26 protein-coding genes are annotated in these 25,648 nt (G+C 38.4%); 14 read left to right on the top strand and 12 right to left on the bottom strand.

Going from position 1 to position 25,648, the window contains the following annotated elements; genetic code table 11:
• The first annotated feature begins 230 nt into the window (after positions 1–230).
• Positions 231–890: a 5-bromo-4-chloroindolyl phosphate hydrolysis family protein gene (locus OC533_RS13090; protein ID WP_003763175.1), complete on the top strand. Its 660-nt coding sequence runs from the start codon at positions 231–233 to the stop codon at positions 888–890.
• A complete protein-coding gene (locus tag OC533_RS13085) occupies positions 868–2,067 on the top strand; it encodes a toxic anion resistance protein (protein WP_003769495.1) in 1,200 nt (399 codons plus the stop codon). The genes OC533_RS13090 and OC533_RS13085 overlap by 23 nt, the downstream gene beginning before the upstream one ends.
• 46 nt (positions 2,068–2,113) lie before the next feature.
• On the opposite strand, the gene OC533_RS13080 is transcribed toward OC533_RS13085, so the two are convergent.
• The 10 genes from OC533_RS13080 to rnz form a co-directional block, all read right to left on the bottom strand.
• Positions 2,114–2,857 carry a creatininase family protein gene (locus OC533_RS13080; RefSeq protein ID WP_194323660.1) on the bottom strand — a complete coding sequence of 248 codons (744 nt, stop codon included), beginning with the start codon at positions 2,855–2,857 and terminating at the stop codon, positions 2,114–2,116.
• Between the two features lie 12 nt (positions 2,858–2,869).
• The gene (locus tag OC533_RS13075; RefSeq protein ID WP_185510742.1) at positions 2,870–3,478 is read right to left on the bottom strand and encodes a bifunctional 4-hydroxy-2-oxoglutarate aldolase/2-dehydro-3-deoxy-phosphogluconate aldolase; all 609 of its coding nucleotides are present in this window, start codon (positions 3,476–3,478) and stop codon (positions 2,870–2,872) included.
• Positions 3,479–3,496: 18 nt separating this feature from the next.
• Positions 3,497–4,414, bottom strand: coding sequence for a phosphotriesterase (locus OC533_RS13070; RefSeq protein WP_045553869.1), 918 nt, complete (start codon positions 4,412–4,414; stop codon positions 3,497–3,499).
• Positions 4,415–4,436: 22 nt separating this feature from the next.
• Positions 4,437–5,705: a PTS ascorbate transporter subunit IIC gene (locus tag OC533_RS13065; protein WP_160464507.1), complete on the bottom strand. Its 1,269-nt coding sequence runs from the start codon at positions 5,703–5,705 to the stop codon at positions 4,437–4,439.
• Between the two features lie 15 nt (positions 5,706–5,720).
• Positions 5,721–6,002 (bottom strand): PTS sugar transporter subunit IIB, encoded by a 282-nt coding sequence (locus tag OC533_RS13060; protein ID WP_045553871.1) that lies wholly within the window; start codon positions 6,000–6,002, stop codon positions 5,721–5,723.
• A complete protein-coding gene (locus OC533_RS13055; RefSeq protein ID WP_153648715.1) occupies positions 6,002–6,445 on the bottom strand; it encodes a PTS sugar transporter subunit IIA in 444 nt (147 codons plus the stop codon). The genes OC533_RS13060 and OC533_RS13055 overlap by 1 nt, the downstream gene beginning before the upstream one ends.
• A 17-nt stretch (positions 6,446–6,462) precedes the next feature.
• Complete coding sequence (locus tag OC533_RS13050) at positions 6,463–7,212, bottom strand: GntR family transcriptional regulator (protein ID WP_194323658.1); 750 nt, start codon at positions 7,210–7,212, stop codon at positions 6,463–6,465.
• A 187-nt stretch (positions 7,213–7,399) separates the two neighbouring features.
• Positions 7,400–8,470 carry a DNA polymerase IV gene (gene dinB, locus OC533_RS13045; RefSeq protein ID WP_194323656.1) on the bottom strand — a complete coding sequence of 357 codons (1,071 nt, stop codon included), beginning with the start codon at positions 8,468–8,470 and terminating at the stop codon, positions 7,400–7,402.
• Positions 8,471–8,578: 108 nt separating this feature from the next.
• Positions 8,579–9,370, bottom strand: coding sequence for an SDR family NAD(P)-dependent oxidoreductase (locus tag OC533_RS13040; RefSeq protein ID WP_003769499.1), 792 nt, complete (start codon positions 9,368–9,370; stop codon positions 8,579–8,581).
• A 4-nt stretch (positions 9,371–9,374) separates the two neighbouring features.
• On the bottom strand, positions 9,375–10,295 hold the full coding sequence (gene rnz / locus OC533_RS13035) for a ribonuclease Z (RefSeq protein ID WP_185538903.1): 921 nt from the start codon (positions 10,293–10,295) through the stop codon (positions 9,375–9,377).
• A 299-nt stretch (positions 10,296–10,594) separates the two neighbouring features.
• Between rnz and zwf the strand changes: the two genes are divergently transcribed.
• The 3 genes from zwf to OC533_RS13020 all read left to right on the top strand — a co-directional run bounded on the left by zwf (position 10,595) and on the right by OC533_RS13020 (position 12,791).
• Positions 10,595–12,070 carry a glucose-6-phosphate dehydrogenase gene (zwf, locus tag OC533_RS13030; protein WP_003767646.1) on the top strand — a complete coding sequence of 492 codons (1,476 nt, stop codon included), beginning with the start codon at positions 10,595–10,597 and terminating at the stop codon, positions 12,068–12,070.
• A 118-nt stretch (positions 12,071–12,188) separates the two neighbouring features.
• A complete protein-coding gene (locus tag OC533_RS13025) occupies positions 12,189–12,620 on the top strand; it encodes a YueI family protein (protein WP_160464505.1) in 432 nt (143 codons plus the stop codon).
• A 33-nt stretch (positions 12,621–12,653) separates the two neighbouring features.
• On the top strand, positions 12,654–12,791 hold the full coding sequence (locus OC533_RS13020; protein WP_262265268.1) for a hypothetical protein: 138 nt from the start codon (positions 12,654–12,656) through the stop codon (positions 12,789–12,791).
• On the opposite strand, the gene OC533_RS13015 is transcribed toward OC533_RS13020, so the two are convergent.
• Both OC533_RS13015 and OC533_RS13010 read right to left on the bottom strand, forming a co-directional pair.
• Entirely contained in the window at positions 12,774–13,259 is a 486-nt protein-coding gene (locus tag OC533_RS13015; protein ID WP_194323654.1) for a DUF6884 domain-containing protein, read from the bottom strand. The two genes, OC533_RS13020 and OC533_RS13015, sit on opposite strands and share 18 nt — an antisense overlap.
• Complete coding sequence (locus OC533_RS13010) at positions 13,232–13,759, bottom strand: GNAT family N-acetyltransferase (protein ID WP_010991744.1); 528 nt, start codon at positions 13,757–13,759, stop codon at positions 13,232–13,234. The genes OC533_RS13015 and OC533_RS13010 overlap by 28 nt, the downstream gene beginning before the upstream one ends.
• Positions 13,760–14,448: 689 nt before the next feature.
• Here OC533_RS13010 and ilvD point away from each other — a divergent pair.
• The 9 genes from ilvD to ilvA all read left to right on the top strand — a co-directional run bounded on the left by ilvD (position 14,449) and on the right by ilvA (position 25,464).
• Positions 14,449–16,143, top strand: coding sequence for a dihydroxy-acid dehydratase (ilvD, locus tag OC533_RS13005; RefSeq protein ID WP_003769508.1), 1,695 nt, complete (start codon positions 14,449–14,451; stop codon positions 16,141–16,143).
• 18 nt (positions 16,144–16,161) lie between these two features.
• Positions 16,162–17,883 carry a biosynthetic-type acetolactate synthase large subunit gene (ilvB, locus tag OC533_RS13000; protein ID WP_033532888.1) on the top strand — a complete coding sequence of 574 codons (1,722 nt, stop codon included), beginning with the start codon at positions 16,162–16,164 and terminating at the stop codon, positions 17,881–17,883.
• Positions 17,884–18,375, top strand: coding sequence for an acetolactate synthase small subunit (ilvN, locus tag OC533_RS12995; RefSeq protein WP_003723150.1), 492 nt, complete (start codon positions 17,884–17,886; stop codon positions 18,373–18,375).
• Positions 18,376–18,472: 97 nt separating this feature from the next.
• On the top strand, positions 18,473–19,468 hold the full coding sequence (ilvC, locus tag OC533_RS12990) for a ketol-acid reductoisomerase (protein WP_003727977.1): 996 nt from the start codon (positions 18,473–18,475) through the stop codon (positions 19,466–19,468).
• Positions 19,469–19,626: 158 nt separating this feature from the next.
• Positions 19,627–21,165, top strand: coding sequence for a 2-isopropylmalate synthase (locus tag OC533_RS12985; RefSeq protein WP_003769513.1), 1,539 nt, complete (start codon positions 19,627–19,629; stop codon positions 21,163–21,165).
• Position 21,166: 1 nt separating this feature from the next.
• Complete coding sequence (gene leuB, locus OC533_RS12980; protein WP_045553877.1) at positions 21,167–22,219, top strand: 3-isopropylmalate dehydrogenase; 1,053 nt, start codon at positions 21,167–21,169, stop codon at positions 22,217–22,219.
• A 1-nt stretch (position 22,220) separates the two neighbouring features.
• Entirely contained in the window at positions 22,221–23,609 is a 1,389-nt protein-coding gene (leuC, locus tag OC533_RS12975) for a 3-isopropylmalate dehydratase large subunit (protein WP_070753719.1), read from the top strand.
• Positions 23,596–24,177: a 3-isopropylmalate dehydratase small subunit gene (leuD, locus tag OC533_RS12970; RefSeq protein WP_010991749.1), complete on the top strand. Its 582-nt coding sequence runs from the start codon at positions 23,596–23,598 to the stop codon at positions 24,175–24,177. Before leuC ends, leuD begins: the two co-directional genes overlap by 14 nt.
• Positions 24,178–24,195: 18 nt before the next feature.
• On the top strand, positions 24,196–25,464 hold the full coding sequence (gene ilvA, locus OC533_RS12965) for a threonine ammonia-lyase (protein ID WP_194323758.1): 1,269 nt from the start codon (positions 24,196–24,198) through the stop codon (positions 25,462–25,464).
• Positions 25,465–25,648 lie beyond the last annotated feature (184 nt).

The following is a 25,648-nucleotide window of genomic DNA, read 5'->3' as shown; positions in this document are numbered from 1 at the left end:
CCGAGTTTAATTTACATCGCACGACTGATAACATCTGTTTTCTAAATATGGTATGATAAGAACAAATAAAGGACACTTTCTAAAATATAAAAACCATGCTACTTGCTTAGTGCTCACATACTAAATATACTTAAATGGTAGTTACATTCCATCAATCTTTATTTTTAGAAAAATATACTATTAAGAAAAAGCGGACCTTTTAAACAGGTACTTAAAGGAGAAGATGTATAATGACCGTTTTTAAAAAGATATTAGCATTCACAGGTTCTATTTTACTTGTCATTATTTTGGGTGGTATTCTTACTTCACTTATCCATAGTGGCTTGGTAATTGCAACAATTGTTATCGCTGTTGCAGCTATCCTATTTTTCTTTTCATCTAAAGCTGGAGACCGGGCGCAAATGATTGCAACTGGATTAACCAAGAAAGAATATAAATATATTCGTACTAACTTAGAAGAAGCTCGTGTGAAAATTATCCGCCTTCAAAAAATCATGACACAAAACAAAGCGCTATATTCTTTCCAAGAGCGCAACAAAACACTTTTACTTACTAAAAGAATATACGGCATCGTAAAAGAAGAACCTAAACGTTTTTATGAAGCAGAAGATTTCTTTTTCTCTCATCTTGACTCTTTAGTAGAGCTCACCGAAAAATATGCTTTCTTAGAAAAACAACCTGTAAAAGACAAGAAAATTTATCAAACGCTTTCTGATACACGCACACTTTTAAATGATTTAAGTCGTGTTATTGAAAAGGATTTATTTACACTTTTGAATCAAGATGTAAACAATCTCGATTTTGAATTAGAAGTAGCGAAAAACTCCATTTCCAAACAGAAAAAGAAATTCGAAAGGGGTACAAAAGATGACCGAGAACAAGCCAAGTGAAGAAACAAATGAATTAAAAGATTTAGTAGTGGAGAAAGAGTTTAACCAAACATTAGATGATCTTCTAGCTAACCCATTCGGATCAGACGGCGAATCAGCTGCAAGTATCGTAAATAACGAAACAGATGCGGCTCCCCGCTTAGTAGATATGCTTACAGAAACAAATAAAAAACAAGCGTTAGAGTTATCCAAACAAATCGAACCTGGAAATCAAGCAGCGATTCTTGGTTACGGAGCACCTGCCCAAGCTAAACTGCATGACTTTTCTCACTCGATGTTAGCTCATGTGCAAAAGCAAGATGTTGGACCAATTGGCGATATTATTAGTGATTTAATGTTCCGCTTGCAAGAAGCCGACCCAGATGAACTAGCTGCTCGCAACAAAAATGTCTTCACAAAAATGTTCCACCGAGTTAAACAATCCATCAATGAAATTACTTCTAAATATCAAAAAATTGGTACCCAAATTGACCGCATCGCGTTGAAACTGGAACATTCCAAAAAGCGTTTAATGGAAGATAACTCTTTCCTAGAACAGCTTTATGATAAAAATAAAGATTACTTCCAAGCACTTAACATTTACATTGCTGCTGGAGAATTAAAATTAGAAGAAATTAATACAAAAATGCTCCCAGAACTTCGCAAAAAAGCAGAACAAACTGGCGATCAAATGGATTATCAAGAAGTAAATGATTTAACACAATTTGCGGATCGACTTGATAAGCGTGTATATGACTTACGCTTAAGTCGCCAAATCACTATCCAACAAGCGCCGCAAATCCGTTTAATCCAAAACACAAACCAAGCACTCGCTGAAAAAATTCAGTCTTCCATTATGACTGCAATTCCACTTTGGAAAAACCAAGTAGCCATCGCGCTTACGTTGCTTCGTCAACAACAAGCCGTAGCCGCTCAACGCCAAGTTTCTGAAACAACGAACGAACTTCTAAAACGAAATGCCGATATGCTAAAAACAAACGCAATCGAAACAGCGCGTGAAAACGAAAGAGGTATCGTTGACATCGAAACGCTTAAAGAAACTCAGTCCAGCTTAATTGAAACCTTGCAAGAAACACTTAAAATCCAACAAGAAGGCCGTGCTAAACGTGCCGTAGCTGAGAAAGAACTAGTTACAATGGAGCAAGAACTGAAAGAACGTTTACTGGAAATGAAATAAATGAAAAACCACTCTTCCGAAAAAGAGTGGTTTTTTTAATACCTTTTTATTTAGTTAAATAACTATAACCTTCTAAAAGAAGTGCAGCCATCTTCTCTGCAAATAGTTGTATCATCTGTTCCCCTTTCTCCTCTGTGGCAAGGCTAGCATCCCCATATACACCACTTTTGCTTAAATCACCTAGCGAAATAGTTGATTTTCCGTAAAGGGTTGGTTTTTCAGGATATTCTCTAACCGCTTTTTTCATCTGCACTAATTCTTTTTTAGTCGCAAGCATTAAAGAGGTTTCAAATTCACAGGCATGAATCATTCCATGCCATGTACCAGACTCACAACTCTTTTCCATTACTTCAGAAAGAGACGGATAAAACAGATACATAACGGGCATTTCTAGCTCATCTGCTAATTCTCTAACAGCATATTTCATCGAGTTATTGTTAGAATCATGTCCATTTATTAAGACAAGCATTTTGACACCATAGCGAGAAACACTGTGTGCGACATCCTTAATAATTGCTTCGACATGATGTTGTTGAATAGAAATCGTTCCTGGAATATCACGCCATACCCAAGAATAGCCAAAGGGCATTGGCGGAATCACTATTGCTCCTGTTTTTTCCGATACCAATTCAGCTAAATGCTCTGCTAAAAATATATCGACCCCAAGTGGTAAATGATGTCCATGTTGCTCTGTTGCTCCGAGTGGTAAAATTGCGACTGGAAAATCAGTTATCGCTTTTTCCACTTCATCTCGTGTCATGTTTATTATTTTGTTGGCTGATTGCACCATTTTACATCCATCCTATCTTTGAAAAGCTTTTGCATTTTCTCTTATTTGATTGAGCATAGCCTTTGTGGCACCGCGTGGAACAAGTTCACTTCCAATAGCGTAAGAATCACACCCGGCCGCTTTAAATTCTGCGATATTTCCTGAATCTACCCCGCCAACTGCCATTAGATGAATATTAGGGAATGGACCTCTTAAATTTTTAATGTAAGTCGGTCCAAGTGTTCCAGCCGGAAAAACTTTAAAAATTTCTACGCCTAATTGTATTCCTTCCATAATTTCGCCTGGAGAAAATACTCCTGGAAAAACAGCTATGTCTTGTTTTATGCATTCTTCTACAATACTTTTTTCAAAACCTGGAGTAATAATAAACGTTGCTCCTGCTTGTTTCACCTTTTGAATTTGCTTTTTTTCTACTACTGTACCAGCTCCAATTGTCAATTGCTTAGCTGAAAAATGCTGACTTAAGGCTTCTAAACAAGCTAATCCTTTTGTTTCATTACTTAACGAGACTTCTAGCGTTGTAATCCCTTCTTCTAAAAGTAATTCTACAATCGGAATAACATCTTCTTTTGCTACATCCCGAATAATTGCCATCAATTGGTCTTTCTCCATAGTTAACAAATCACACGCACTCCTTTATTAAAATTTGGCTAGCCAGTTTGCTGGATTATCATAAAATATAGCTTGTATTTGTTGCTCCGTTACGCCTTCTTCTAAAAGCCTTGGAATAAATTTTGTTTTTATAAAACGGAATCCCGGACCACCACCATATGCGTGCAGATAACTTTTTCTTCCCATATCTCCCGAGATGAGCAATTTATCCCCAAAACCATTTTCAAGCATATTTTTCACTAGTTCAACTCGTGTGCTATCTGGATAGTATTTTACTTTTCCACAGCCATCAAACTGAACATACGCTCCTTTTTCAGCTAATTTCAGATGATAGTATGGATCTGCATTACGGTCGCTATGCCCAACAGCTACAAGTTCCATATCCACGCCTTCTTCTTCTAATATAGCAAGCATTTCTTGTCCCATAGTGCCCGCTTCTGTATGCAACCAAATTGGTGCACCTGTTTCTTTTTGAGCCCATGCAACAGCTCGTGTTACTTTGTCTTCTAATGGATGAACGAGGTTGTACCATGAACCTGACTTCAAAATGCCTGCACGAGCATCGGATCCATCCATTCCATTTTCAATATCATAAATTAATCGATCTGTAATTTGTTCGATGCTTTCCTCCTGCACCCACTCCGGGAAATAAATATGTTTATTAAATCCTGTAACACCAAGAACATTCACACCAGATTCTTCAGACATAGCTTTTAGTTTATTTCCATCACGGCCATAATCCAGTGTTGAAGCATCTACGAGTGTTTGACCTCCAATAGATTGAAATGTTTTTAATTCTTCTAAGGAGGACTCATAATCGGTTAATTCAAAATCACGATCTTTCTGAACTGGTGGAGGACAACACCACAAATGTTCATGAGAGTATGTGAAACCAAGGCTTTCTTTCGAAATGTCACCAAGAACCGTTCTAATTTTCTTTTCCATTTAAAACCATCTCCTATATTTTTTAAAGTGCTATCCCAAATAGTGTTCCAATTAATCGAATAATGACGATAACAATAATTGCATCCGTCGAAGCGAACCATAAGCCTTGAATACCATAGCCATCTAATCCTAAAATTGGATAAGCAATTGCTACAATCATTTGAAAAATAAATCCTAATAATAAACCAGCAATAATGGCTCCTCGTCTACCACCCATTGCATTTCCGAATACACCAGCTGCTCCGCCCATAAAAAACAATCCAATAACAGATGGGAGCACGACAACTGGAAGCATGGTAGAAACTAGTGTCGCTCCAAGCCCTCCGACTACTGCACATAAAAAACCAATGGTCGTTGCAGTAGGTGCGAATGAATAGAAAATGGGAACATCAAGAGCTGGAATTGCACCGGGAACAATTTTTTCGCTAATACCCTTAAAAGCAGGAACTAATTCACCTAAAAACATCCGTACTCCTTGAAGTAGTATTAATATTCCGACAACAAAAGTGAATGCTTGCAATATTGCGAATAATACATTACTTTGTGTGCCAGCTAGTTCTTTCATCACCGGTTCATCCACAAAGAAAGATGTAAAGATATAAATCACTGCCATGACAATCCCCATTAAAACAGACATTTCTTTCAAAAAATCTAGTTTTTTAGGAACTTTTAAGTCCTCTGTAGAATTAGCTTTATTTCCTAATTTCCCTCCAAGCCAACCGGTTGCCCAGACAAGGGAGCTGCCCCAAAAGCCAAAACCGACTTGATCATTTCCTGTCACTTTACGTACAAAAGGTTGTGCGAGAGCTGGAAAAACAATACTCGAAATACCTTGCGCGATAGAACCAAACAAAATAATTTGCCAGCTATTAAAGCCCATTTGATCAAATACAATGGCCATTGTTGCTGCGAAGGAAAACATCATATGCCCAGTTAAGAAGATATATTTCCATCTGGTCGTTCTAGCAAGAATAACATTAATAATAAAACCAAATACAAGAATTAAAGATGTTTCCGTACCTAAAATTTGCTGAACAGCAGCTGCAATAGCATTATCTTCTGCTACCACCCCTTTAAGTTGAAAAGCATTTTCAAACATTGTGCTAAATGGAATTAGACTTCCAACAATAATCGCGGACCCTTGCTGTAACATAATAAAACCAAAAATCGTTTTTAATGTTCCTTTTACAATATCAGAACCGGTTTTCCTTAAGGCAATTAACCCAATAGCTGCTATAATTCCTAAAATAAAAGCGGGCGTAGAAAAAATTTCTGTGATGAAAGTAAGCATCTCCATCCTCCTTTTTTATGAAACAAAGTATTGTTTGATAGCTGGCAGAACTTTTTCTTCTATTTCTTTCTTATCGAGAATATTAATGATTGGGACAACTTTGACTTCTTCCTCTGCTAATTCTTTGGCTATTTCACTGGAAGCAACAATAATGTCGCACTTTCTTCCCTTCGCACTACTTAAATCCGTTGCTTCCCCTCCAACTGTAAAGCCATGTTTTTTTGCCATATCTTGAATTTCCATGAGTAACATCAAGCTAGTTCCAAATCCCATTCCGCAAACCGTTAAAATTTCCACTACTTTTCCTCCTTATTTATGGTACATAAGATTTCCGCTTTATCGGTACTTGTTTTTAATATTTTCAGCTTATCTTCATCGGTTAATAATACACTAAGGGCTTGGAGCATTTTGATGTGAAAATTTGTATCTACACCACCAATTGCGATAACAAGAGTCACATCGTCATTGGCTGGATGCCCAAATTTGATTGGTTTTTTCAAACGAACAATTGACATACATTGTTTTCTTACTCCGTGTTCGGGCCGTGCATGCGGAATTGCAATATGTGGTGCTAAGACTATATAGGGTCCTAATTTTTCATAACTAGCAACCATCGCATCTACATAACTAGATAAAGCGCTCTCAGTTTTCACCAAGAGGTTTCCAGCAGCTCTGATAGCATCTACCGGACTTTCTACCTCCACATCCAATTCAATTTGTTCTAAAGTAATTGGTAACAATACGTCTCCCTCCTTTTCTATATGATATGTTTTTTAGTTCTACCTTCTAATTCAGCCAAATATTGGTACCTATCTCCGCGAGCTACCATATCTACCACTTCCACTGGGGTATTGCCTTTCATATAGGAAGTACGTCGAACATGAAGCACCGCAGAGTCTTCTGGAACTGCGAGCAAGGCAGATTCAATGGGCGTAGATAATCTTGCTGTAATAATTTCATCTGCATGTACTAAACTAATATGATAAATTTCTTCCAAATCATGGTAAAGGGAATCTGATTTCAAACCATTTTCTAGTAAACCAGGAACATATTTGGCTCGTAAATAATTAATCATAATTGCAACAGGTTCACCATCAATTTCTCTCACGCGTCTAATACAAGTTACTTCTTCATTCTTGCCTAATTGAAGCGCTGTACGGATTTTTTTTGATGGGATTGCTGCAGAAATTTCTACACTGATAGTCTTAGATTCCTTATGTTGTAATTTCATTTCTTCTGACCAACTAAAAATCCGTCCAAGTCCTTGTGTAGTCTTTGTTTGACTCACAAATGTTCCTTTGCCTTGCTGTTTACTTACAATCCCCTCATTTACCAGCTCTTCTATCGCTTTTCGAACTGTCATCCTGCTAACATGATACATCTTTTCAATTTCTGTTTCTGTCAAAAGTAAATCTCCAACAGACATATCTTGTTCAATTTTCTCTTGTAGTTGATTTTTCAGTTGCATATAAAGTGGTATAGAAGATGATTTATTTAATTTTTTCATATTAGTTTCATTCCTCCCGAAAAGTTATCTTTTGATTCATTATAACATTTGCAATAATATAATCAAGAAACATTATAACCTTTCGTCGTTTTCAGTGTATAACATCATGATGAATTAGTCAAGATTTTTTTAAAGGTTATAATCTATAGGCATAAAAAAAGAAAAGGTTGGATGGCCTTTTCTTTTTTTAAAGTCCTTCTAAACGTAAATTCTCAAAATAAACGGGTTTTAAATTGGTTACGGTAAGTCCAATCAAGCGAATACTGTCCTGACCAGTATAGCTTTCTCTTAAAAGAAGGGCTGCCGCTTGATAAATTTGATTTGCATCATTGGTATATTCGTTTAAAGTAAGGCGCTTAGTAATGGTTGTAAAGTCACTGTAGCGTAGTTTTAGTACTACCGTCTTGCCATGTTTTTGTAATTTGATAAGCCGTTCTTCTACTTTTTTGGCGAATTGCATCAGGCTTTGTTCGAGAATTCGGCTATCTAAGACATTAAATTCAAAAGTGGTTTCTTTACCGACAGATTTGCGATCACGATGCGGATTCACAATGTTGTTAGAACGACCTCGAACGTGTCGATATAAATGATAGCCATGTTTGTGTAATTCGCGAATAAGGTCCCACTCGCTCCACTTCTTCAAATCCGCTCCCGTTTCAATTCCTAAACGGTGTAATTTTTCTGCGGTTACTTTTCCTACCCCATAAAATTTAGTGACTGGTATTTGTTCTAAAAAGGCTTCTGCTTCTTCGGGTGTAACTACCGTAATGCCAGCAGGTTTCTTAAAATCAGAAGCGATTTTTGCGATAAATTTATTAAATGATACGCCGGCAGAAGCAGTTAGACCAAGCTCGCGGTAAATCGTCTGCTGGATTTCACGTGCAACTATTGTGGCGGATTTCATTCCTTTTTTATTTTCAGTTACATCCAAATAAGCTTCATCTAAAGAGAGTGGTTCGATAATATCCGTATATCTGGAAAAGATTTCGCGGATTTGATTAGAAACCTCTACATAATGAGGCATATTGCCGTGAATAAAAATACCGTTCGGGCAAAGTTTAGCGGCTTGTCTGGTGGGCATAGCTGAATGCACACCGAATTTGCGCGCTTCATAAGAACAAGTCGCAACGACTCCGCGTTTATTAGGATCCCCGCCAATAATAAGCGGCTTTCCTCGGAACTCAGGATGGTCGCGTTGTTCTACAGATGCATAAAAAGCGTCCATATCAATATGAATAATTTTTCTACTCGTATCCATAACTGCATCTCCCTTAAAACGAACAAGCGTTCTTATTCAATTATAAAGGTTAAACTCATTAATTACAAGAAAAAAATACCCTATTTTCATAAGGTATTTTCTTCTGATTTATTTCTTTAAAAATGCCCCTTTACCGAAGAATTCGATAACTTGTGGCATTACTTGATAAAGTCGTGTCGCAATATTCATTACAAAAGGTAAATTGATTTCGCGGCGCTTAGTTCCCATAATTTGCACTGTTTTACGCGCAACCTTTTCTGGCTGTAACACTAATTTGCCAACTGTTTCTAAATAGTTTCCTGATTTATCCGCTACATCGAAAAAGTTTGTGGCAATTGGGCCAGGATTGATTGTTGTAACATGGATTTTGTCTGGCATTAGTTCTAAACGAAGTGCATTAGAAAAACCTAAAACCGCATATTTCGTTGCTGAGTAAACAGTTGATTTTGGTGTAGCTATTTTAGCAGCTTGGGAAGCAATATTAATAATATGTCCTGCTTTGCGTGCTTGCATTTGCGGTAAAATCAGTTGTGTAAGTTGAATTAAGCCAAGTACATTCGTATCAAACATTTTTTCAATTGTCTCAAATGGAATATCTACCGCGTTTTCAAATAAACCAAAGCCTGCACAGTTGACTAACACGTCAATTTGATACGATGCATTTATCTCTGCGCTGACTTGTTTCACTTGCTCGAAATCCGTCATATCTAAAGTAAAATAAGTCGCTTCTACTGAAAAATTATCATGTATATCTTTTTGTAACTCTAGTAATTTTTCCGTACTTCTGGCTGTTATAATAACATTGCCACCGGACGCAGCAACTTGTCTTGCAATTTCAGCGCCAAGACCGTTAGAAGCCCCGGTAATTAATACCGTTTTATTCTTCAAAAAAGGGTTCATTTTGTCACTCTCCTACTTGAAAAACAGCTAAGTCATAAGCTATTTCAGTATTTTCAAAAACAGTTTTTGCTTCTATTAATAACTCTTTACTTGCATCTCGATCATATCTTGAGCTGATATGGGTTAAAATTAATTTTTTGACATTGGCAGCTTTAGCAAGGGTTGCCGCTTGAAGCGTTGTCGAATGCATATATTCTCCTGCCATTTTTGCTTTATCACCTTCAAATGTTGCTTCATGAACCAAAATATCGGCGTTCATTGCCAATTCTAGTTCGCTAATAGTTTCTTTTGTATCACCAAAAATACTAATAATCTTCCCTTTTTGTGGCTCACCGATATAATTTTTACCATCGATTACGCGTCCATCAGCTAATGTTACGATTTCGCCGTTTTTTAGCTTTTGAAAAACTGGTCCCGCTTCGACACCGTCTGCTTTTAGTTTTTCAGCATTAAGTGCGCCTTGTTTATCTTTTTCAACAATGCGGTAACCAAAACTGCGTACGCCGTGGTCAAGATCGTCAGCTGTAACTATAAACATCTCATCTTCAAAAATCACACCTGGCTCTATTTCTTCAAAATTGATTTTATATGTAAGCCTTGTTCCACTGAGTCTTAAGGAAGTTTCGACATATTCGGCTATTCCAGCTGGGCCATAAATAGTCAAATCGGAATCTCCACCTTGAAAAGAACGGCTACTTAATAAGCCGGGTAGTCCAAAAATATGGTCTCCGTGCATGTGAGTAATAAATATTTTTTCTAGCTTGCTAAGTTTGATATGGCTTCGCAAAACTTGATGTTGGGTTGCTTCCCCGCAATCAAAAAGCCAAATTGCGTTTCGTTCATTTAACATTGAAAGTGCGATGGATGTGACATTACGGCCTCGCGACGGTACGCCTGCTCCAGTTCCTAAAAAAACAAGTTCCATTTTGTTCCATTCCCTTCCCAGTTCGTGTCTTATTTTATCACATTCTTAATCGAACAGGAAATAAACATTTTCATGCTAAAAACCCTTATAATTCAGAAATAACTGTCAAATTAAAAAAATATTCGAACCAAACAGTTGCACAAATGCTTCTTTATGGATAAAATAGTATGGACTAATGAGGAAAATTAATAGCTCATTTAATAAGGCCTTTTTTTGTGGGTTCTTTTCAAACTAAGAAATCTTTTTCTTAGCAGTTAATTTTTTGCCATTAAGAGAATAAGAAAGAGGGTAAATGACGTATGACAGATGAGTTAGAACAAAAAGCACTGATTACTATTTTTGGCGGTACGGGAGATTTGGCAAATCGCAAACTTTACCCTTCGCTATATCATTTGTACAGTAAGGGATCTCTTGGCGACAATTTTGCTGTAATTGGAACGGCTCGTCGTGAATGGAGTAACGATTTCTTCCGTGATAAAGTAAAAGAGTCTATCAAAGACATTGACGGTTCCGAAAAAGACGCGGATGCATTTGCTTCTCATTTCTACTATCAATCCCATGATGTAACAAATAAAGAATCTTATGTAACTTTAAAAGATTTGTCTGATGAATTAGACGCTAAATATGAATTAGGTGGTAATCGCCTTTTCTATCTTGCAATGGCACCGAACTTCTTTGGAACGATTGCTAGCCGCATTAAATCTGAAGGTTTTGTAGACACAGACGGTTTCCATCGTTTAATTATCGAAAAACCATTTGGTCATGATTTAGCTAGTGCGGAAGAATTAAATAATTCGCTTCGTCAAGCTTTCAAGGAAGATGAAATTTATCGTATTGACCATTATTTAGGAAAAGAAATGATCCAAAATATCTCGGTTATTCGTTTTGCCAATTCTATCATTGAATCGCTTTGGAATAATCGTTACATTGATAACATCCAAGTTACTTTGACAGAAGTGCTCGGAGTTGAAGACCGAGGACGTTATTATGACGAAAGTGGCGCACTACGAGACATGGTTCAAAACCATATTCTCCAAATCGTTTCTTTACTTGCGATGGAGCCGCCAATTAACTTAACGACACGCGAGATTCGTCATGAAAAAGTTCGCGCGCTTCGTTCGTTACGCGTTTTTGAAGGTAAAGAGGTTCACCAAAACTTTATTCGTGGTCAATACGGGCCTGGTGAAGTAGGTGGCAAAGAACTTAAAGGCTATCGTCAAGAAGATAATGTGGATCCTCATTCCAATACGGAAACATTCGTTGCAGCTAAACTTGAAATCGATAACTTCCGCTGGGCTGGTGTTCCATTTTATATTCGTACTGGTAAACGTCTTGCGAAGAAAACAACACAAATTGCTATTCAGTTCAAAGATGTACCACTGAATTTATTCGGGCAACAACAATCGCTTGGTGGTAACGTACTTGTTATTCATATCCAACCGGACGAAGGTATTACACTTCATTTGAATGTAAAAGAACCTGGTCAAGGAATGGTTACAATGCCAGTTAACTTAAATTACATTCATTCTTCTCCAGATGGTATGAATACACCTGAAGCTTATGAAAAATTAATTTTAGACTGCCTACGCGGTGATGCAACTTACTTCTCTCACTGGGATGAAGTATCGCTATCATGGAACTTTATCGACCATGTGGCAGATGTTTGGACAAATACTAAAGACCACTTCCCTAACTACAAATCCGGTTCGATGGGTCCAAAAGAAGCAGACGACCTTATCCAACGTGACGGATTCCAGTGGTTCCCAATCGATTAATCAAAAAACCAGAAATATGGCTATTTTAGCCTGTTTCTGGTTTTCTTTGTTTACTTGCAAAAACCCCTATGCATGTTAGAATAGAGAGGAAAACTAACTAGTTAAAGGAGCTCATATAATGGCTGAAAATATTGATGACTACCTAGAAAAAGGCATGTATGGGGCAAAAGAAATTAATCCCGCTGAGAAGAAGAAATACTTAGGAACTTACCGCGAACGAGTATTAGTTGCGCTCACAAAAGAAGAAGTTTTAACCCAAGAATATCTTCCAGAACTAGAAAAAGCAATACTAGAAAACAGTGACTCAAAGCTTTTGTTAAATGGATTACTGCACTATAATTCTCTGCGCCCTTACATTAAGCTAGCGGAAAAATGTAAACATGAATTTTCTATCGTCAGTCGTTTGGAAGGTGAAACAGATATTTATCTCGTCCTTGCCTGTCAAAAAGCGGTCAATAAAGAAGATATTCATTTGTATAAGGAAGAACAAGAAAACGGCGAAGAAGAACCTACCTCGTTACTCGAGAAGGTTCGTAAACTATTTAATTAAGTTTTTCCGTGTAAACATATAGGAGGTCGATCTATGCTACACCTTATTACTGTATCACTCGCTATTTTAATGGCACTACAAACCATATATTTCTTCATTCGGAAAAACGTCAATATGGGAGTTATGTTTTTACTAATAACTGCCGCCCTTCTTCTACTTAGCGCAATTTAGTGGAACATTCGTCGCGACAGCTTGCTTTAACTCTTGTTGCATAATACCAATTCCAGTCGCACCTTCAAGTGGAAAACTGAATGGCTGTTTACCATCAGTAATACTCATTAGTAACCCTCTGAATTTTTTGCCGCCTAACATCGGGATTGGTTCAGAAGGGTTTATTTGTAGTTGCTTCCACTGTTCTTTCAGTTCATCAAGCTGAATTGTGTCTCCCCCTACCCCTTTCATCGTAAAACGGACATCATAGGTTTTTGCAACAATATCATCTGGTCTTAAAAATCCATATTTTGGGGATAAAATCAAATAATTATCCGCAAACTGTTCCGCATAAGCTTTACTTAAACGATGAAACGTTCCGGTATACACTTCACTTGCCTTAACTGGACCAACATCTGGAAACTTATCCCAAATTTTCGGTTTTCCTGAGGCGATAATAATCAGGTTTGTTTTATTGGATATTCCCACATCATCACTCTTCCTTGTTTCTCTTCAGTATCTTTTTCTTTAATATGTACAAAATGATTATGCTTTAGTACTTGGATAGAAGCTTCGTTTTGCTCATAACATCTAGCAAATATGCGGTTAATGACAGGTTGATGTTCTAACCAATCAATCATACTAATGAGCGCTTCTGACATATATCCTTTATTTTGATAATCTGGGACAATACTGTAGCCAATTTCGATTTCTCCCGTTTCATCTGGGTTTCCTTGTCCGCCAATTTCACCGATAATCTTATTTTCTGTTTTTAACACGACCAAACGTGTCCATTTGATCATTTTATCGTCTTTTTTTACATTTTCTAATACATATGGCAAATAAAAAAAGAAATCAATTCCGGGCCAGTCAGGCGACACGTGGTAGCCGCTTGTTTTTTCTAAAGCTTCTGTCCCATTTATCGTTGCTTGAATCATTTCTAATGTGTAGTTTATTAAAATTAATCGATCTGTTTCCAAATTATCCACAGCAAAAACCTGACTTTCCTACTAATTTATTACTTTCAATTTAGCAGAATTTGCTATAAAAACGCAACTAATGTGTGATTTTTTATCCAAAATATTAATTAATTCGAGTAAAACTATAAAAATAAAACTATTCTGACTATATACTTGACCTTTCATTTTTGAATGCGCTTCCATTTAAGTTATAAGTCAAATATAAGACCAGGTACTAATTTAGTATAAAAGAGTAAGTTGCTTGAATTGTGCAAACTGACGGAAAACTTTCAAAATAACAATTGACAATCGCATGGCAACCATATATATTAAATAATAACATAACATTTCTTGATATTAATTTTTTTCAAAAATGTGCGACTAATCGGAAATCTAAAACCATTTAACGAAGGGGATAATGACTTATGAAAACGACCAAATCAGTCATTACAATTTTATTACTCTAAAAGGACTTTGAGCACTGTAGAAATTTACAGTAGTTTGAGTCCTGTTTACGTTAAATGGGATTCTGGCAAAGCATCCCATTGTTTTCATCATTGGGGTGCTTTTTCTTTAGCTAGATTTCAAGGTTTAAGCATAGAAAAGTAACTATCAAGCAAGCAACTACTTATTCATATATATTAATGCCACGCTATTTTGCAAATTCTAAAAATTCAGCGTCGGCAAATAATTCTTAATTAGAAATGGGGTAAAGTCATATGCGTAGTGACAAAATTAAAAAAGGTGTTGAACAGGCTCCAGCAAGAAGTTTGCTGCATGCCACAGGTCAAATCAAAAGTCCAGGTGATATGGATAAACCATTTATCGCTATTTGTAACTCTTACATTGATATTGTGCCAGGTCATGTTCATTTGCGAGAACTTGCGGATGTGGCTAAAGAAGCTATTAGAGAAGCTGGCGGTATCCCATTTGAATTTAATACGATTGGTGTAGATGACGGCATTGCTATGGGGCATATCGGTATGCGTTACTCCCTCCCTTCTCGTGAGGTTATTGCTGATGCGGCTGAAACTGTTATTAATGCACACTGGTTTGATGGTGTTTTCTACATTCCAAACTGTGACAAAATCACACCAGGTATGCTACTTGCTTCTGTCCGTACAAATGTACCTGCTATCTTCTGTTCTGGTGGTCCTATGAAAGCTGGATTATCCGCTCACGGAAAAGCCCTTACTCTTTCTTCCGTTTTTGAAGCGGTTGGTGCTTTTAAAGAAGGCAGTATGTCACAAGAAGATTTCCTTGATATGGAAGCAAACGCGTGTCCGACTTGCGGCTCGTGTGCAGGAATGTTCACTGCAAACTCAATGAACTGTTTAATGGAAATCCTCGGTATGGCTGTTCCGGGAAATGGTACAACGCTTGCTGTTTCGGATGCACGCCGAGAACTTATTAGAGAGTCAGCATTCCATTTAATGGATTTAGTGAAAAAAGATATTCGGCCTCGTGACATTATTACTAAAGATGCGATAGATGACGCATTTGCTCTAGACATGGCAATGGGTGGCTCTACAAATACTGTTTTACATACACTCGCCCTTGCAAATGAAGCTGGGATTGAAGATTACGATTTGGAACGTATCAATGACATCGCTAAACGCGTCCCTTACCTTTCCAAAATCGCCCCTTCTTCTTCTTACTCGATGCATGATGTTCATGAAGCTGGCGGCGTTTCTGCCATTATTAAAGAACTTGTTGATCTTGGCGGCGCTATTCATCCAGACCGCATAACGGTTACTGGAAAGACAATTAGAGAAAATGTTGCTGATGCAAAAATTAATAATACAGACGTTATCCATCCAAAAGAAAATCCTTATAGCCCGGTTGGTGGACTTTCGATGTTGTTTGGAAATATCGCACCAAAAGGAGCCACTATTAAAGTTGGTGGTGTAGATCCTTCTGTACAAGTTTTCAAAGGAGAAGCTATTTGCTTTAGCTCTCATGATGAGGCGGTTGAAGCCATTGATAATCATACGGTTCGCGAAGGTCATGTAGTAGTTATTCGCTATGAAGGTCCAAAAGGCGGACCAGGAATGCCAGAAATGCTAGCTCCAACATCTAGTATTGTTGGCCGCGGTTTAGGTAAAGACGTCGCACTCATTACAGATGGCCGTTTCTCCGGAGCAACACGCGGGATTGCAGTTGGTCACATTTCTCCTGAAGCTGCTGCTGGTGGTCCAATCGCACTTGTTCACGACGGAGATATTATCACAATTGATTTACCAAATCGGACGTTAAATGTAGATGTTCCAGATGAAGTTTTAGAAGAAAGAAGAAAAGAATTACCGAAATTTAAAGCCAAAGTAAAAACTGGTTATCTTGCAAGATATACTGCACTCGTAACAAGTGCTCACACTGGTGGTATTTTGCAAATTCCAGAAGATTTAATCGACTAAAAAAATGAGGTGATAAGCGTGATTGATACGACGAAGACAAATGAAAAAGCGACAAAAAAGCTAAATAAAAGTGGAGCTGAACTTTTAATTGACTCCTTGAAAAAACAACAAGTCGAAATGATTTTTGGGTATCCAGGTGGCGCTGTTTTACCTCTTTATGATGCCTTTTATGACTGTGATATTCCGCATATTTTAACGAGGCATGAACAAGGAGCGATTCATGCTGCTGAAGGTTATGCCCGCGTAACCGGTAAACCTGGTGTCGTTGTTGTAACGAGTGGACCTGGTGCAACAAATGTATTAACTGGTATTGCAGATGCGATGAGTGATTCTATTCCTTTAGTTATTTTTACAGGCCAAGTTCATACGCCTGGTATCGGAAAAGACGCTTTCCAAGAAGCAGATATGATTGGACTCACCATCCCAATTACTAAATACAACTACCAAGTTCGTGATGTTCGTGACTTACCAAAAATTGTCAACGAAGCTTTTCATATCGCAAATACTGGTCGTAAAGGTCCTGTTGTTGTTGATATTCCAAAAGATATGGGTATTACTCAAACGGACACGGTTCGTCCTGATACGATTGACTTGCCAGGTTATCAACCGACTTATTCACCTAATCCACTGCAACTCGAAAAATTAATGCAAGCTCTTTCTGCTCGGAGTAAGCCTCTTATTCTTGCAGGAGCTGGTGTGAACCATGCTAGAGCTACGGCTGAATTACTCGAATTTGCTGAACGTTATCAAATTCCTGTTGTTAATACACTGCTCGGTCTAGGCAGTTTCCCGCAAAACCATGATTTATTTCTTGGTATGGGAGGAATGCACGGTTCTTACGCAGCAAATATGGCGTTAACTGACTGCGATTTACTCATTAACTTTGGTTCAAGATTTGATGATCGCCTTGCTAGCGCGCCAAAAGATTTTGCTACGAAAGCAACCATTGCTCATATCGACATTGATCCCGCTGAAATCGGCAAAATTATCGAAACCCAAATTCCAATTGTTGCCGACATCAATGAAACACTCACACAACTACTACAAATGGAACTTCCGGTTCACCCAGATACATCTCATTGGTACAAATTAAATATGACTCGTAAAAACCGTCATCCATTTAATTTTGATAGAACGAAAAAAGCGGAAATTAAACCACAGCGTGTAATTGAACTTATTGGTGAAATTACGCAAGGTGAGGCACTTGTTTCTACCGATGTTGGACAGCATCAAATGTGGACAGCTCAGTTCTATCCGTTCCAATTTGATCACCAAATTATTACAAGTGGTGGTCTTGGCACGATGGGCTTTGGCTTTCCAGCAGCTGTCGGTGCACAACTTGCTTTCCCTGACAAAACAGTAGTCGCGGTTGTTGGTGATGGTGGTTTCCAAATGACTAACCAAGAACTAGCAATTTTAAACGATTATCAGATTAATGTAAAAACAGTCATTATCAATAACGGGTCTCTTGGAATGGTTCGTCAGTGGCAAGAAAAATTCCACGGTGAAAGATATTCCCATTCGATTTTCACGAGTCAACCTGATTTTGTGAAACTGTCTGAAGCATATGGGGTTAAAGGCGTTCGTTTGACAAATCCTGAAACGCTTGAAAAAGATTTAAGAAAAGCATTCGCGCACCCTGGCCCAATTGTCATTGACGTTCATGTTGCAAAAGATGAACTAGTACTTCCAATGGTTCCAAGCGGTAAACCAAATCACCAAATGGAAGGAGTGGAATAAATGCGCCGAATCATTACTGCTACAGTGAATAACTCATCTGGCGTACTAAATCGTATTACTGGGGTTATCTCCAGACGCCAATATAATATCGATAGCATCTCTGTTGGCTGGACCGAAATCCCGAATGTTTCTCGGATTACCATCGTCGTCCATGTCGACTCACTATACGAAATTGAACAAGTAACCAAACAGCTTAACAAACAAATCGATGTGCTTAAAGTAAGTGATATTACTGATGACGCGCACATTGAACGTGAACTCGCTCTACTTAAAATCAACTCCCCTGCTGCTTTACGTTCTGAGCTAAACGCAGTAATCGAACCATTTCGCGCCACCGTCATTGATGTCGGTACTAAAAATGTCGTCATTCAAGTAACTGGTACAAGTGAAAAAATTGATGCTTTCGTTGATACTGTTCGACCATATGGCATTAAACAAATGGCTAGAACAGGTGTAACTGGCTTTACAAGAAGTCCTAAAAAAATGGGCTAAAATCATTAACTACAGAGCAATTCGTTGCTTTGCTAGCATCAGAACAGCACATCGCTCTTCTGAAATATAAAAAGAAACTAGTTGGAGGTTAGGAAAAATGACAAAAGTTTATTATGAAGATGCAGTAAAAAATAACGCACTAGAAGGTAAAACAGTAGCAGTAATCGGGTACGGTTCACAAGGCCATGCGCATTCTCAAAACCTACGTGACAATGGCAATAACGTTATTATCGGAATTCGCGAAGGTAAATCTGCCGAATCTGCGAGAAATGATGGCTTTGATGTTTATTCTGTTAGTGAAGCGGCTGAAAAAGCAGACGTTATTATGATTCTTTTGCCAGATGAAACACAAGGTGAAACGTATGAAAATGAAATCAAGCCTAACCTAAAAGCTGGCAATGCACTTGTTTTCGCTCATGGTTTTAATATTCATTTTGACGTAATTAATCCTCCAAGCGATGTGGATGTTTTCCTAGTAGCTCCAAAAGGTCCTGGTCACTTGGTTCGCCGTACTTTTGTCGAAGGTGGCGCTGTTCCTTCCCTATTCGCTATTTACCAAGATGCAACTGGAAATGCACGTGATACGGCTCTTTCTTACGCAAAAGGTATCGGCGCAACTCGTGCTGGCGTTATCGAAACCACTTTCAAAGAAGAAACCGAAACCGATCTATTTGGTGAACAAGCAGTTCTTTGTGGTGGTGCAACTCATCTTATCCAAGCTGGATTTGAAACACTTGTAGAAGCTGGCTACCAACCAGAACTTGCTTATTTTGAAGTACTACACGAAATGAAGCTAATTGTTGATTTGATGTATGAAGGCGGCATGGAAAAAATGCGCCACTCGATCTCCAATACAGCAGAATATGGTGATTATGTTTCCGGTCCTCGTGTTGTTACAGCTGATACGAAAAAAGCAATGAAAGAAGTACTTACCGACATTCAAAATGGTAACTTTGCTAAATCATTCATTGACGACAATAAAAATGGTTTTAAAGAATTCCATAGAATGCGCAAAGAACAACAAGGTCATCAAATCGAAAAAGTTGGTGCTGAACTTCGTGAAATGATGCCATTTGTTAAACCACAACATTAATACTTAATTCGGATTGCTAGGTGAGAATTCTCGCCTAGCAACCGTTTATCCTTTTTCAATATGAGTTTAAGCAAGAACGTGTTTCTTCCCTAAACTGATACTGAAAGCAGGAAAAATCCACGCTTCCCTATCTAATATAAAACAAGAGGTGAAATCGAATGAAGAAAATCCAGTTTTTTGATACTACACTTAGAGATGGCGAACAAACCCCTGGAGTTAATTTTGACGTAAAGGAGAAAATCCAGATTGCCTTACAACTCGAAAAACTTGGAATTGATGTGATTGAAGCCGGCTTTCCGATTTCTTCTCCTGGAGATTTTGAATGCGTCAAGGCAATTGCAAAAGCGATTAAACATTGTTCTGTAACAGGGCTAGCACGCTGTGTTGAAGCGGATATTGACCGCGCGGAAGAAGCGCTTAAAGACGCAGTTTCCCCGCAAATACATATCTTCTTAGCAACGAGCGATGTGCATATGGAATACAAATTAAAAATGAGTCGGGCGGAAGTTCTTGCTTCCATTAAACACCACATTAGTTATGCTAGACAAAAATTTGACGTTGTACAGTTTTCACCAGAAGATGCAACGCGCTCAGATCGTGCTTTTCTTATTGAAGCAGTTCAAACCGCGATTGATGCTGGAGCTACCGTTATTAACATTCCAGATACAGTCGGATACACTAATCCAACTGAATTCGGACAATTGTTTCAAGATTTGCGCCGGGAAATAAAACAGTTTGATGATATTATTTTCGCATCCCACTGTCATGATGACCTTGGAATGGCTACGGCTAACGCACTCGCTGCAATTGAAAACGGTGCGAGACGCGTTGAAGGTACAATTAACGGCATCGGTGAACGTGCTGGAAATACGGCGCTAGAAGAAGTTGCCGTCGCACTTCACATCCGCAAAGATTTTTATCAAGCAGAAACAAATATTGTCTTGAATCAATTTAAAAACTCAAGTGATCTAATTAGTCGTTTGTCTGGTATGCCAGTTCCTCGTAATAAAGCCGTAATAGGTGGAAATGCATACGCACATGAATCCGGTATTCATCAAGATGGCGTTCTAAAAAACCCAGATACGTATGAAATCATCACCCCTGCTCTTGTTGGTGTTGATAAAAATTCTCTTCCTCTTGGCAAACTTTCTGGGAAACATGCCTTCAATACACGAATGGAAGAAATGGGTTATACGCTAAGTGAACAAGAACAAAAAGATGCTTTTAAACGTTTCAAACAACTTGCTGATGCAAAAAAAGACGTGACCGAAGAAGACTTGCATGCGTTAATTCTTGGTCAATCTTCTGAATCTCATGATGCTTTCGAATTAAAACATTTACAAGTACAGTACGTTACTGGCGGTGTCCAAGGCGCTATTGTACGGATTGAAGAACGTGATGGCGCGTTAATAGAAGATGCAGCAACTGGCTCAGGAAGCATTGAAGCCATTTATAATACTATTAACCGACTAATGAAACAAGATATTGAATTAACCGATTATCGTATTCAAGCGATTACAGCAGGCCAAGATGCCCAAGCAGAAGTCCATGTCGTCATTAAAGATGATAATGGCACTGAATTCCATGGTATCGGTATCGATTTTGATGTTTTAACAGCTAGTGCTAAAGCTTATTTGCAAGCATCCGGAAAAAGCAAAACTACAAGTAAGCAAGCAGATTTCGAGGAGGTAAAGTAACGTGGCATATAAAATTACTTCCTTAGCTGGCGACGGAATTGGACCGGAAATTATGGCTTCCGGAATCAAAATACTAGAAGCTATCGCTGCGAAATACAATCATACGTTTGAAATTGAATCACACCCTTTTGGAGGAGCCGGAATTGATGCAGCAGGCGATCCAATCCCGCCTGAAACTTTAAAAGCATGCCAAGATGCCGACGCAATTTTACTTGGGGCAATCGGTGGTCCTAAGTGGGATAATGCGCCTAAACGGCCTGAAGACGGCTTACTTGCACTTAGAAAAGCGCTTGGTCTTTTTGCTAACATCCGCCCTATTCAAGTCCCTAGTTCGATAACACATCTTTCTCCTTTAAAAAAGGAAATTGTTGAAAATACTGATTTTGTTGTTGTTCGTGAGTTAACTGGTGGACTTTACTTTGGGGAACCAAAACATTGGGATGATGTAGCTGCTGTTGATTCTTTAACCTATACTCGCGTGGAAATCGAACGAATTATAGAAAAGGCATTCGAAATTGCATCGACAAGAAATAAAAAAGTAACTTCTGTTGATAAAGCAAATGTGCTAGCTTCAAGTAAATTATGGCGCAAAATTGCTGAAGAAGTAGCAAGTCGTCATCCAGATATTACACTAGAGCACCTGTATGTTGATGCGGCTGCGATGCTAATGATTCAGCGTCCAACGACATTCGATGTTATCGTAACCGAAAATTTATTCGGTGATATTTTAAGTGATGAAGCGTCTGTTATCACTGGATCACTTGGGATGCTCCCTTCTGCTAGTCACGCTGAAAATGGACCTTCTTTATACGAACCAATTCACGGATCTGCACCAGACATTGCTAATCAAAATATCGCCAATCCAATGTCAATGATTTCTTCTGTGTCAATGATGCTCCGTCAATCTTTTTCACTTTTTAAAGAGGCAGATGCGATTGATGCGGCTACAGCAAGAACGATGCAAGCTGGATTTTTAACCGCTGATCTTGGAGGTAATACTTCCACAACCGATTTTACAAATGAAGTTCTAAAACAAATTGAAGGAGGAGAATAAAATGGGGAAAACACTTTTTGATAAACTTTGGAACCGCCATGTCATTTATGGTAAAGAAGGTGAACCGCAATTATTATATGTTGACCTTCATTTGATTCATGAAGTTACTTCTCCTCAAGCGTTTGAAGGACTTAGAATGGAAAATCGACCACTGCGGAGACCAGATAAAACATTTGCTACAATGGATCATAATGTTCCTACTGAAGACATTTTCAACATTCAAGATTTAGTTGCTAAAAAGCAAATTGAAGCACTACAAACTAACTGCGAAGAATTCGGGGTAACACTAGCTGATATGGGTAGCGACCGTCAAGGAATCGTGCATATGGTTGGACCTGAAACTGGTCTTACTCAACCTGGAAAAGTGATTGTATGTGGAGATTCGCATACTGCGACACATGGTGCTTTTGGCGCGATTGGCTTTGGGATTGGTTCCAGTGAAGTAGAGCATGTTTTTGCGACCCAAACTATTTGGCAACAAAAACCAAAATCTATGGGTATTGAAATTAATGGAAAACTTCCCAAAGGCGTTTATGCAAAAGATATAATTTTGCATTTGATTGCCACATATGGCGTCGCTTTTGGAACAGGTTATGCGGTTGAATATTATGGCGAAACGATTCGCAATATGTCGATGGAAGAACGTATGACGATTTGTAATATGGCTATTGAAGGTGGCGCAAAAATGGGCATGATGGCGCCAGACCAAACTACTTTTGAATATGTTAGCGGTCGTGAATATGCTCCTTCTGACATGGAAAAAGCCATTCGTGATTGGGAAACGCTTAAAACTGATCCTGATGCGGAATATGACCTTCATATCGAAATGGATGCAAGCATTTTAGAACCATACGTCACTTGGGGAACAAATCCAGAGATGGGTGTCCCTTTTTCAAAAGCATTTCCGGAAATTAAAGATATGAACTATGAGCGAGCTTATGAATATATGGGGCTAAAACCCGGCCAAACAGCAGAGCAAATTGAACTTGGTTATGTGTTTATCGGTTCTTGTACGAATGCTCGGCTGTCTGATTTAGAAGAAGCAGCTCGTATCGTTAAAGGAAATAAAGTAAAAAATAATATTCGGGCACTAGTCGTTCCTGGTTCTCGCCAAGTTCGTAATGCTGCAGAAGCAATCGGCCTTGATAAGATATTTAAAGATGCCGGTTTTGAATGGCGTGAACCTGGTTGTTCGATGTGTCTCGGAATGAATCCCGACCAAGTTCCAGACGGGGTCCACTGTGCTTCTACTTCGAATCGTAATTTTGAAGGGCGCCAAGGTAAAGGAGCACGTACCCATCTCGTTTCACCAGCAATGGCTGCAGCGGCGGCAATCAACGGACACTTTATCGATATTCGAAAGGAGGCGGTTATTAGTGGAGGCAATTAAAGTACACATTGGTAAAACGGTTGCACTAATGAACGATAATATTGACACCGATCAAATTATTCCAAAAAGTTTCCTAAAGCGAATTGAACGGACTGGTTTTGGCGAATTTCTATTTGATAGTTGGCGCTACCTTCCGAATCGGAAACCAAACCCGGATTTTCCGCTCAATGCTCCTGACCGTCAAGAAGCAACGATATTAATTACAGGAGATAATTTTGGTTGCGGCTCTTCTCGTGAACATGCGGCATGGGCGCTACTTGATTACCGTTTCCGAGTGATTATCGCTGGAAGTTATAGTGATATTTTTTATATGAATTGTACGAAAAATGGCGTTCTTCCTATTGTTCTTCCTAGAGAAGCTCGTGAAAAATTAGCGAAAATCACTGCCGAGGAAAAAGTGACGATTGACTTGCCAAAACAACAAGTCATTAGTTCAGTTGGTACCTATCCATTTGAGATTGATGCTACATGGAAAAATAAATTTATTAATGGGCTGGATGATATTGCGATTACTTTTGAACATATTGACGCGATTAAAGCCTATGAGCAAAAAGTGGATTCCATATAAGAAAAGGTAGTGAGGATGATGGAGTTAGTTGATTTATTAGTGACAGAAGAAGATGTCGAAAAAGCCTATGTTGTATTAAAACCAGTTGTCAAGCATACCCCGCTTGAATACGATTTTTACCTGTCAGAAAAATATCATTGCAATGTATATTTGAAACGTGAAGATTTACAACGGGTGCGTTCTTTTAAATTACGTGGGGCTTTTTATGCCATTTCTCGACTGTCAGCAGAACAGTTAGAAAAAGGAGTCGCCTGTGCAAGCGCTGGAAATCATGCTCAAGGAGTCGCCTATACTTGCAAACGTATGACGGTTCCGGCAACGATTTTCATGCCAACTACGACCCCTCAACAAAAAGTATCGCAAGTGAAATTTTTCGGTGGAAGTAATGTGGAGGTTGTTTTAGTTGGTGACACGTTTGATGCATCTGCTACTGCCGCAAAAGAATTCGCAGCAGAACATGGCCAGACATTTATCCCGCCGTTTGATGATCCAGATATTATCGCAGGCCAAGGATCGCTCGCGGTTGAAATGGTAAAAGATTTAAATAAAGCACATGAGCAAGCGGATTATGTTTTTGCAGGTATTGGTGGCGGCGGCTTAATTAGCGGTGTGGCATCTTATTTAAAAGCGAAAAGTCCAATCACAAAAATTATCGGTGTAGAACCAGCTGGCGCGCCTTCGATGACAGAAGCATTAAAACAAAATCAAGTCGTGACTTTAGATAGAATCGATAAATTTGTCGACGGAGCTGCAGTAAAAGAAGTTGGAAGCTTAACATTTCAGCATGCAAAAGTCTTAGTTGATGAAGTGACAACCGTTTCTGAAGGAGCAGTTTGTTCAACGATTTTAGATATGTATACGAAGCAAGCGATTGTCGCCGAACCAGCTGGTGCTCTTTCCGTTGCTGCTCTCGAAACTTATCGTGAGGAAATCAAAGATAAAACAGTAGTCTGTATCGTTAGTGGTGGAAATAACGATATTAATCGAATGCAAGAAATTGAAGAACGTTCCCTACTTCATGAAGGATTAAAACATTATTTCATCGTCAACTTCTCTCAACGCCCTGGTGCTCTAAAAGAGTTTGTAAATGATGTTCTTGGACCGCATGATGATATTACGAAATTCGAATATACGAAAAAAGTAAATCGAGGCAATGGACCTGTTATCATCGGTGTACTTTTACAAGATAAGAATGATTATGAAGGTTTGCTTGACCGGGTTGCTGCTTTTGATCCGAGTTATATACCGATTAATGATAACCAAACACTTTACACCTTACTTGTCTAAAATGGGTTCTCGCATGAAGCGGGAGCCTATTTATATTACAGTTTATCTGTCTGTTATAGTAACAGTTTATTTTGAAAACCGGTTTAAAATCTTTTGTTTAAGGATATAAAGTAGTATAATGAACATATAGAAATTAGACTGTATTATTTAAAAGCAACTTTTTATATATAACAATTCAAGGAGT

This window comes from Listeria sp. Marseille-Q6474 (assembly GCF_946902005.1).
Classification (GTDB): domain Bacteria; phylum Bacillota; class Bacilli; order Lactobacillales; family Listeriaceae; genus Listeria; species Listeria innocua.
This window is presented reverse-complemented; position numbering and strand designations above follow the sequence as displayed.

What these genes read in the sequence shown, in the direction of transcription:
- OC533_RS13090 (WP_003763175.1), top strand. Translation starts at nt 231, where the DNA reads ATGACCGTTTTTAAAAAGATATTAGCATTCACAGGTTCTATTTTACTT.
- OC533_RS13085 (WP_003769495.1), top strand. Translation starts at nt 868, where the DNA reads ATGACCGAGAACAAGCCAAGTGAAGAAACAAATGAATTAAAAGATTTA.
- OC533_RS13080 (WP_194323660.1), bottom strand. Translation starts at nt 2,857, where the DNA reads ATGGTGCAATCAGCCAACAAAATAATAAACATGACACGAGATGAAGTG.
- OC533_RS13070 (WP_045553869.1), bottom strand. Translation starts at nt 4,414, where the DNA reads ATGGAAAAGAAAATTAGAACGGTTCTTGGTGACATTTCGAAAGAAAGC.
- OC533_RS13065 (WP_160464507.1), bottom strand. Translation starts at nt 5,705, where the DNA reads ATGCTTACTTTCATCACAGAAATTTTTTCTACGCCCGCTTTTATTTTA.
- OC533_RS13050 (WP_194323658.1), bottom strand. Translation starts at nt 7,212, where the DNA reads ATGAAAAAATTAAATAAATCATCTTCTATACCACTTTATATGCAACTG.
- dinB (WP_194323656.1), bottom strand. Translation starts at nt 8,470, where the DNA reads ATGGATACGAGTAGAAAAATTATTCATATTGATATGGACGCTTTTTAT.
- OC533_RS13040 (WP_003769499.1), bottom strand. Translation starts at nt 9,370, where the DNA reads ATGAACCCTTTTTTGAAGAATAAAACGGTATTAATTACCGGGGCTTCT.
- rnz (WP_185538903.1), bottom strand. Translation starts at nt 10,295, where the DNA reads ATGGAACTTGTTTTTTTAGGAACTGGAGCAGGCGTACCGTCGCGAGGC.
- zwf (WP_003767646.1), top strand. Translation starts at nt 10,595, where the DNA reads ATGACAGATGAGTTAGAACAAAAAGCACTGATTACTATTTTTGGCGGT.
- OC533_RS13025 (WP_160464505.1), top strand. Translation starts at nt 12,189, where the DNA reads ATGGCTGAAAATATTGATGACTACCTAGAAAAAGGCATGTATGGGGCA.
- OC533_RS13020 (WP_262265268.1), top strand. Translation starts at nt 12,654, where the DNA reads ATGCTACACCTTATTACTGTATCACTCGCTATTTTAATGGCACTACAA.
- ilvD (WP_003769508.1), top strand. Translation starts at nt 14,449, where the DNA reads ATGCGTAGTGACAAAATTAAAAAAGGTGTTGAACAGGCTCCAGCAAGA.
- ilvN (WP_003723150.1), top strand. Translation starts at nt 17,884, where the DNA reads ATGCGCCGAATCATTACTGCTACAGTGAATAACTCATCTGGCGTACTA.
- ilvC (WP_003727977.1), top strand. Translation starts at nt 18,473, where the DNA reads ATGACAAAAGTTTATTATGAAGATGCAGTAAAAAATAACGCACTAGAA.
- OC533_RS12985 (WP_003769513.1), top strand. Translation starts at nt 19,627, where the DNA reads ATGAAGAAAATCCAGTTTTTTGATACTACACTTAGAGATGGCGAACAA.
- leuC (WP_070753719.1), top strand. Translation starts at nt 22,221, where the DNA reads ATGGGGAAAACACTTTTTGATAAACTTTGGAACCGCCATGTCATTTAT.
- ilvA (WP_194323758.1), top strand. Translation starts at nt 24,196, where the DNA reads ATGGAGTTAGTTGATTTATTAGTGACAGAAGAAGATGTCGAAAAAGCC.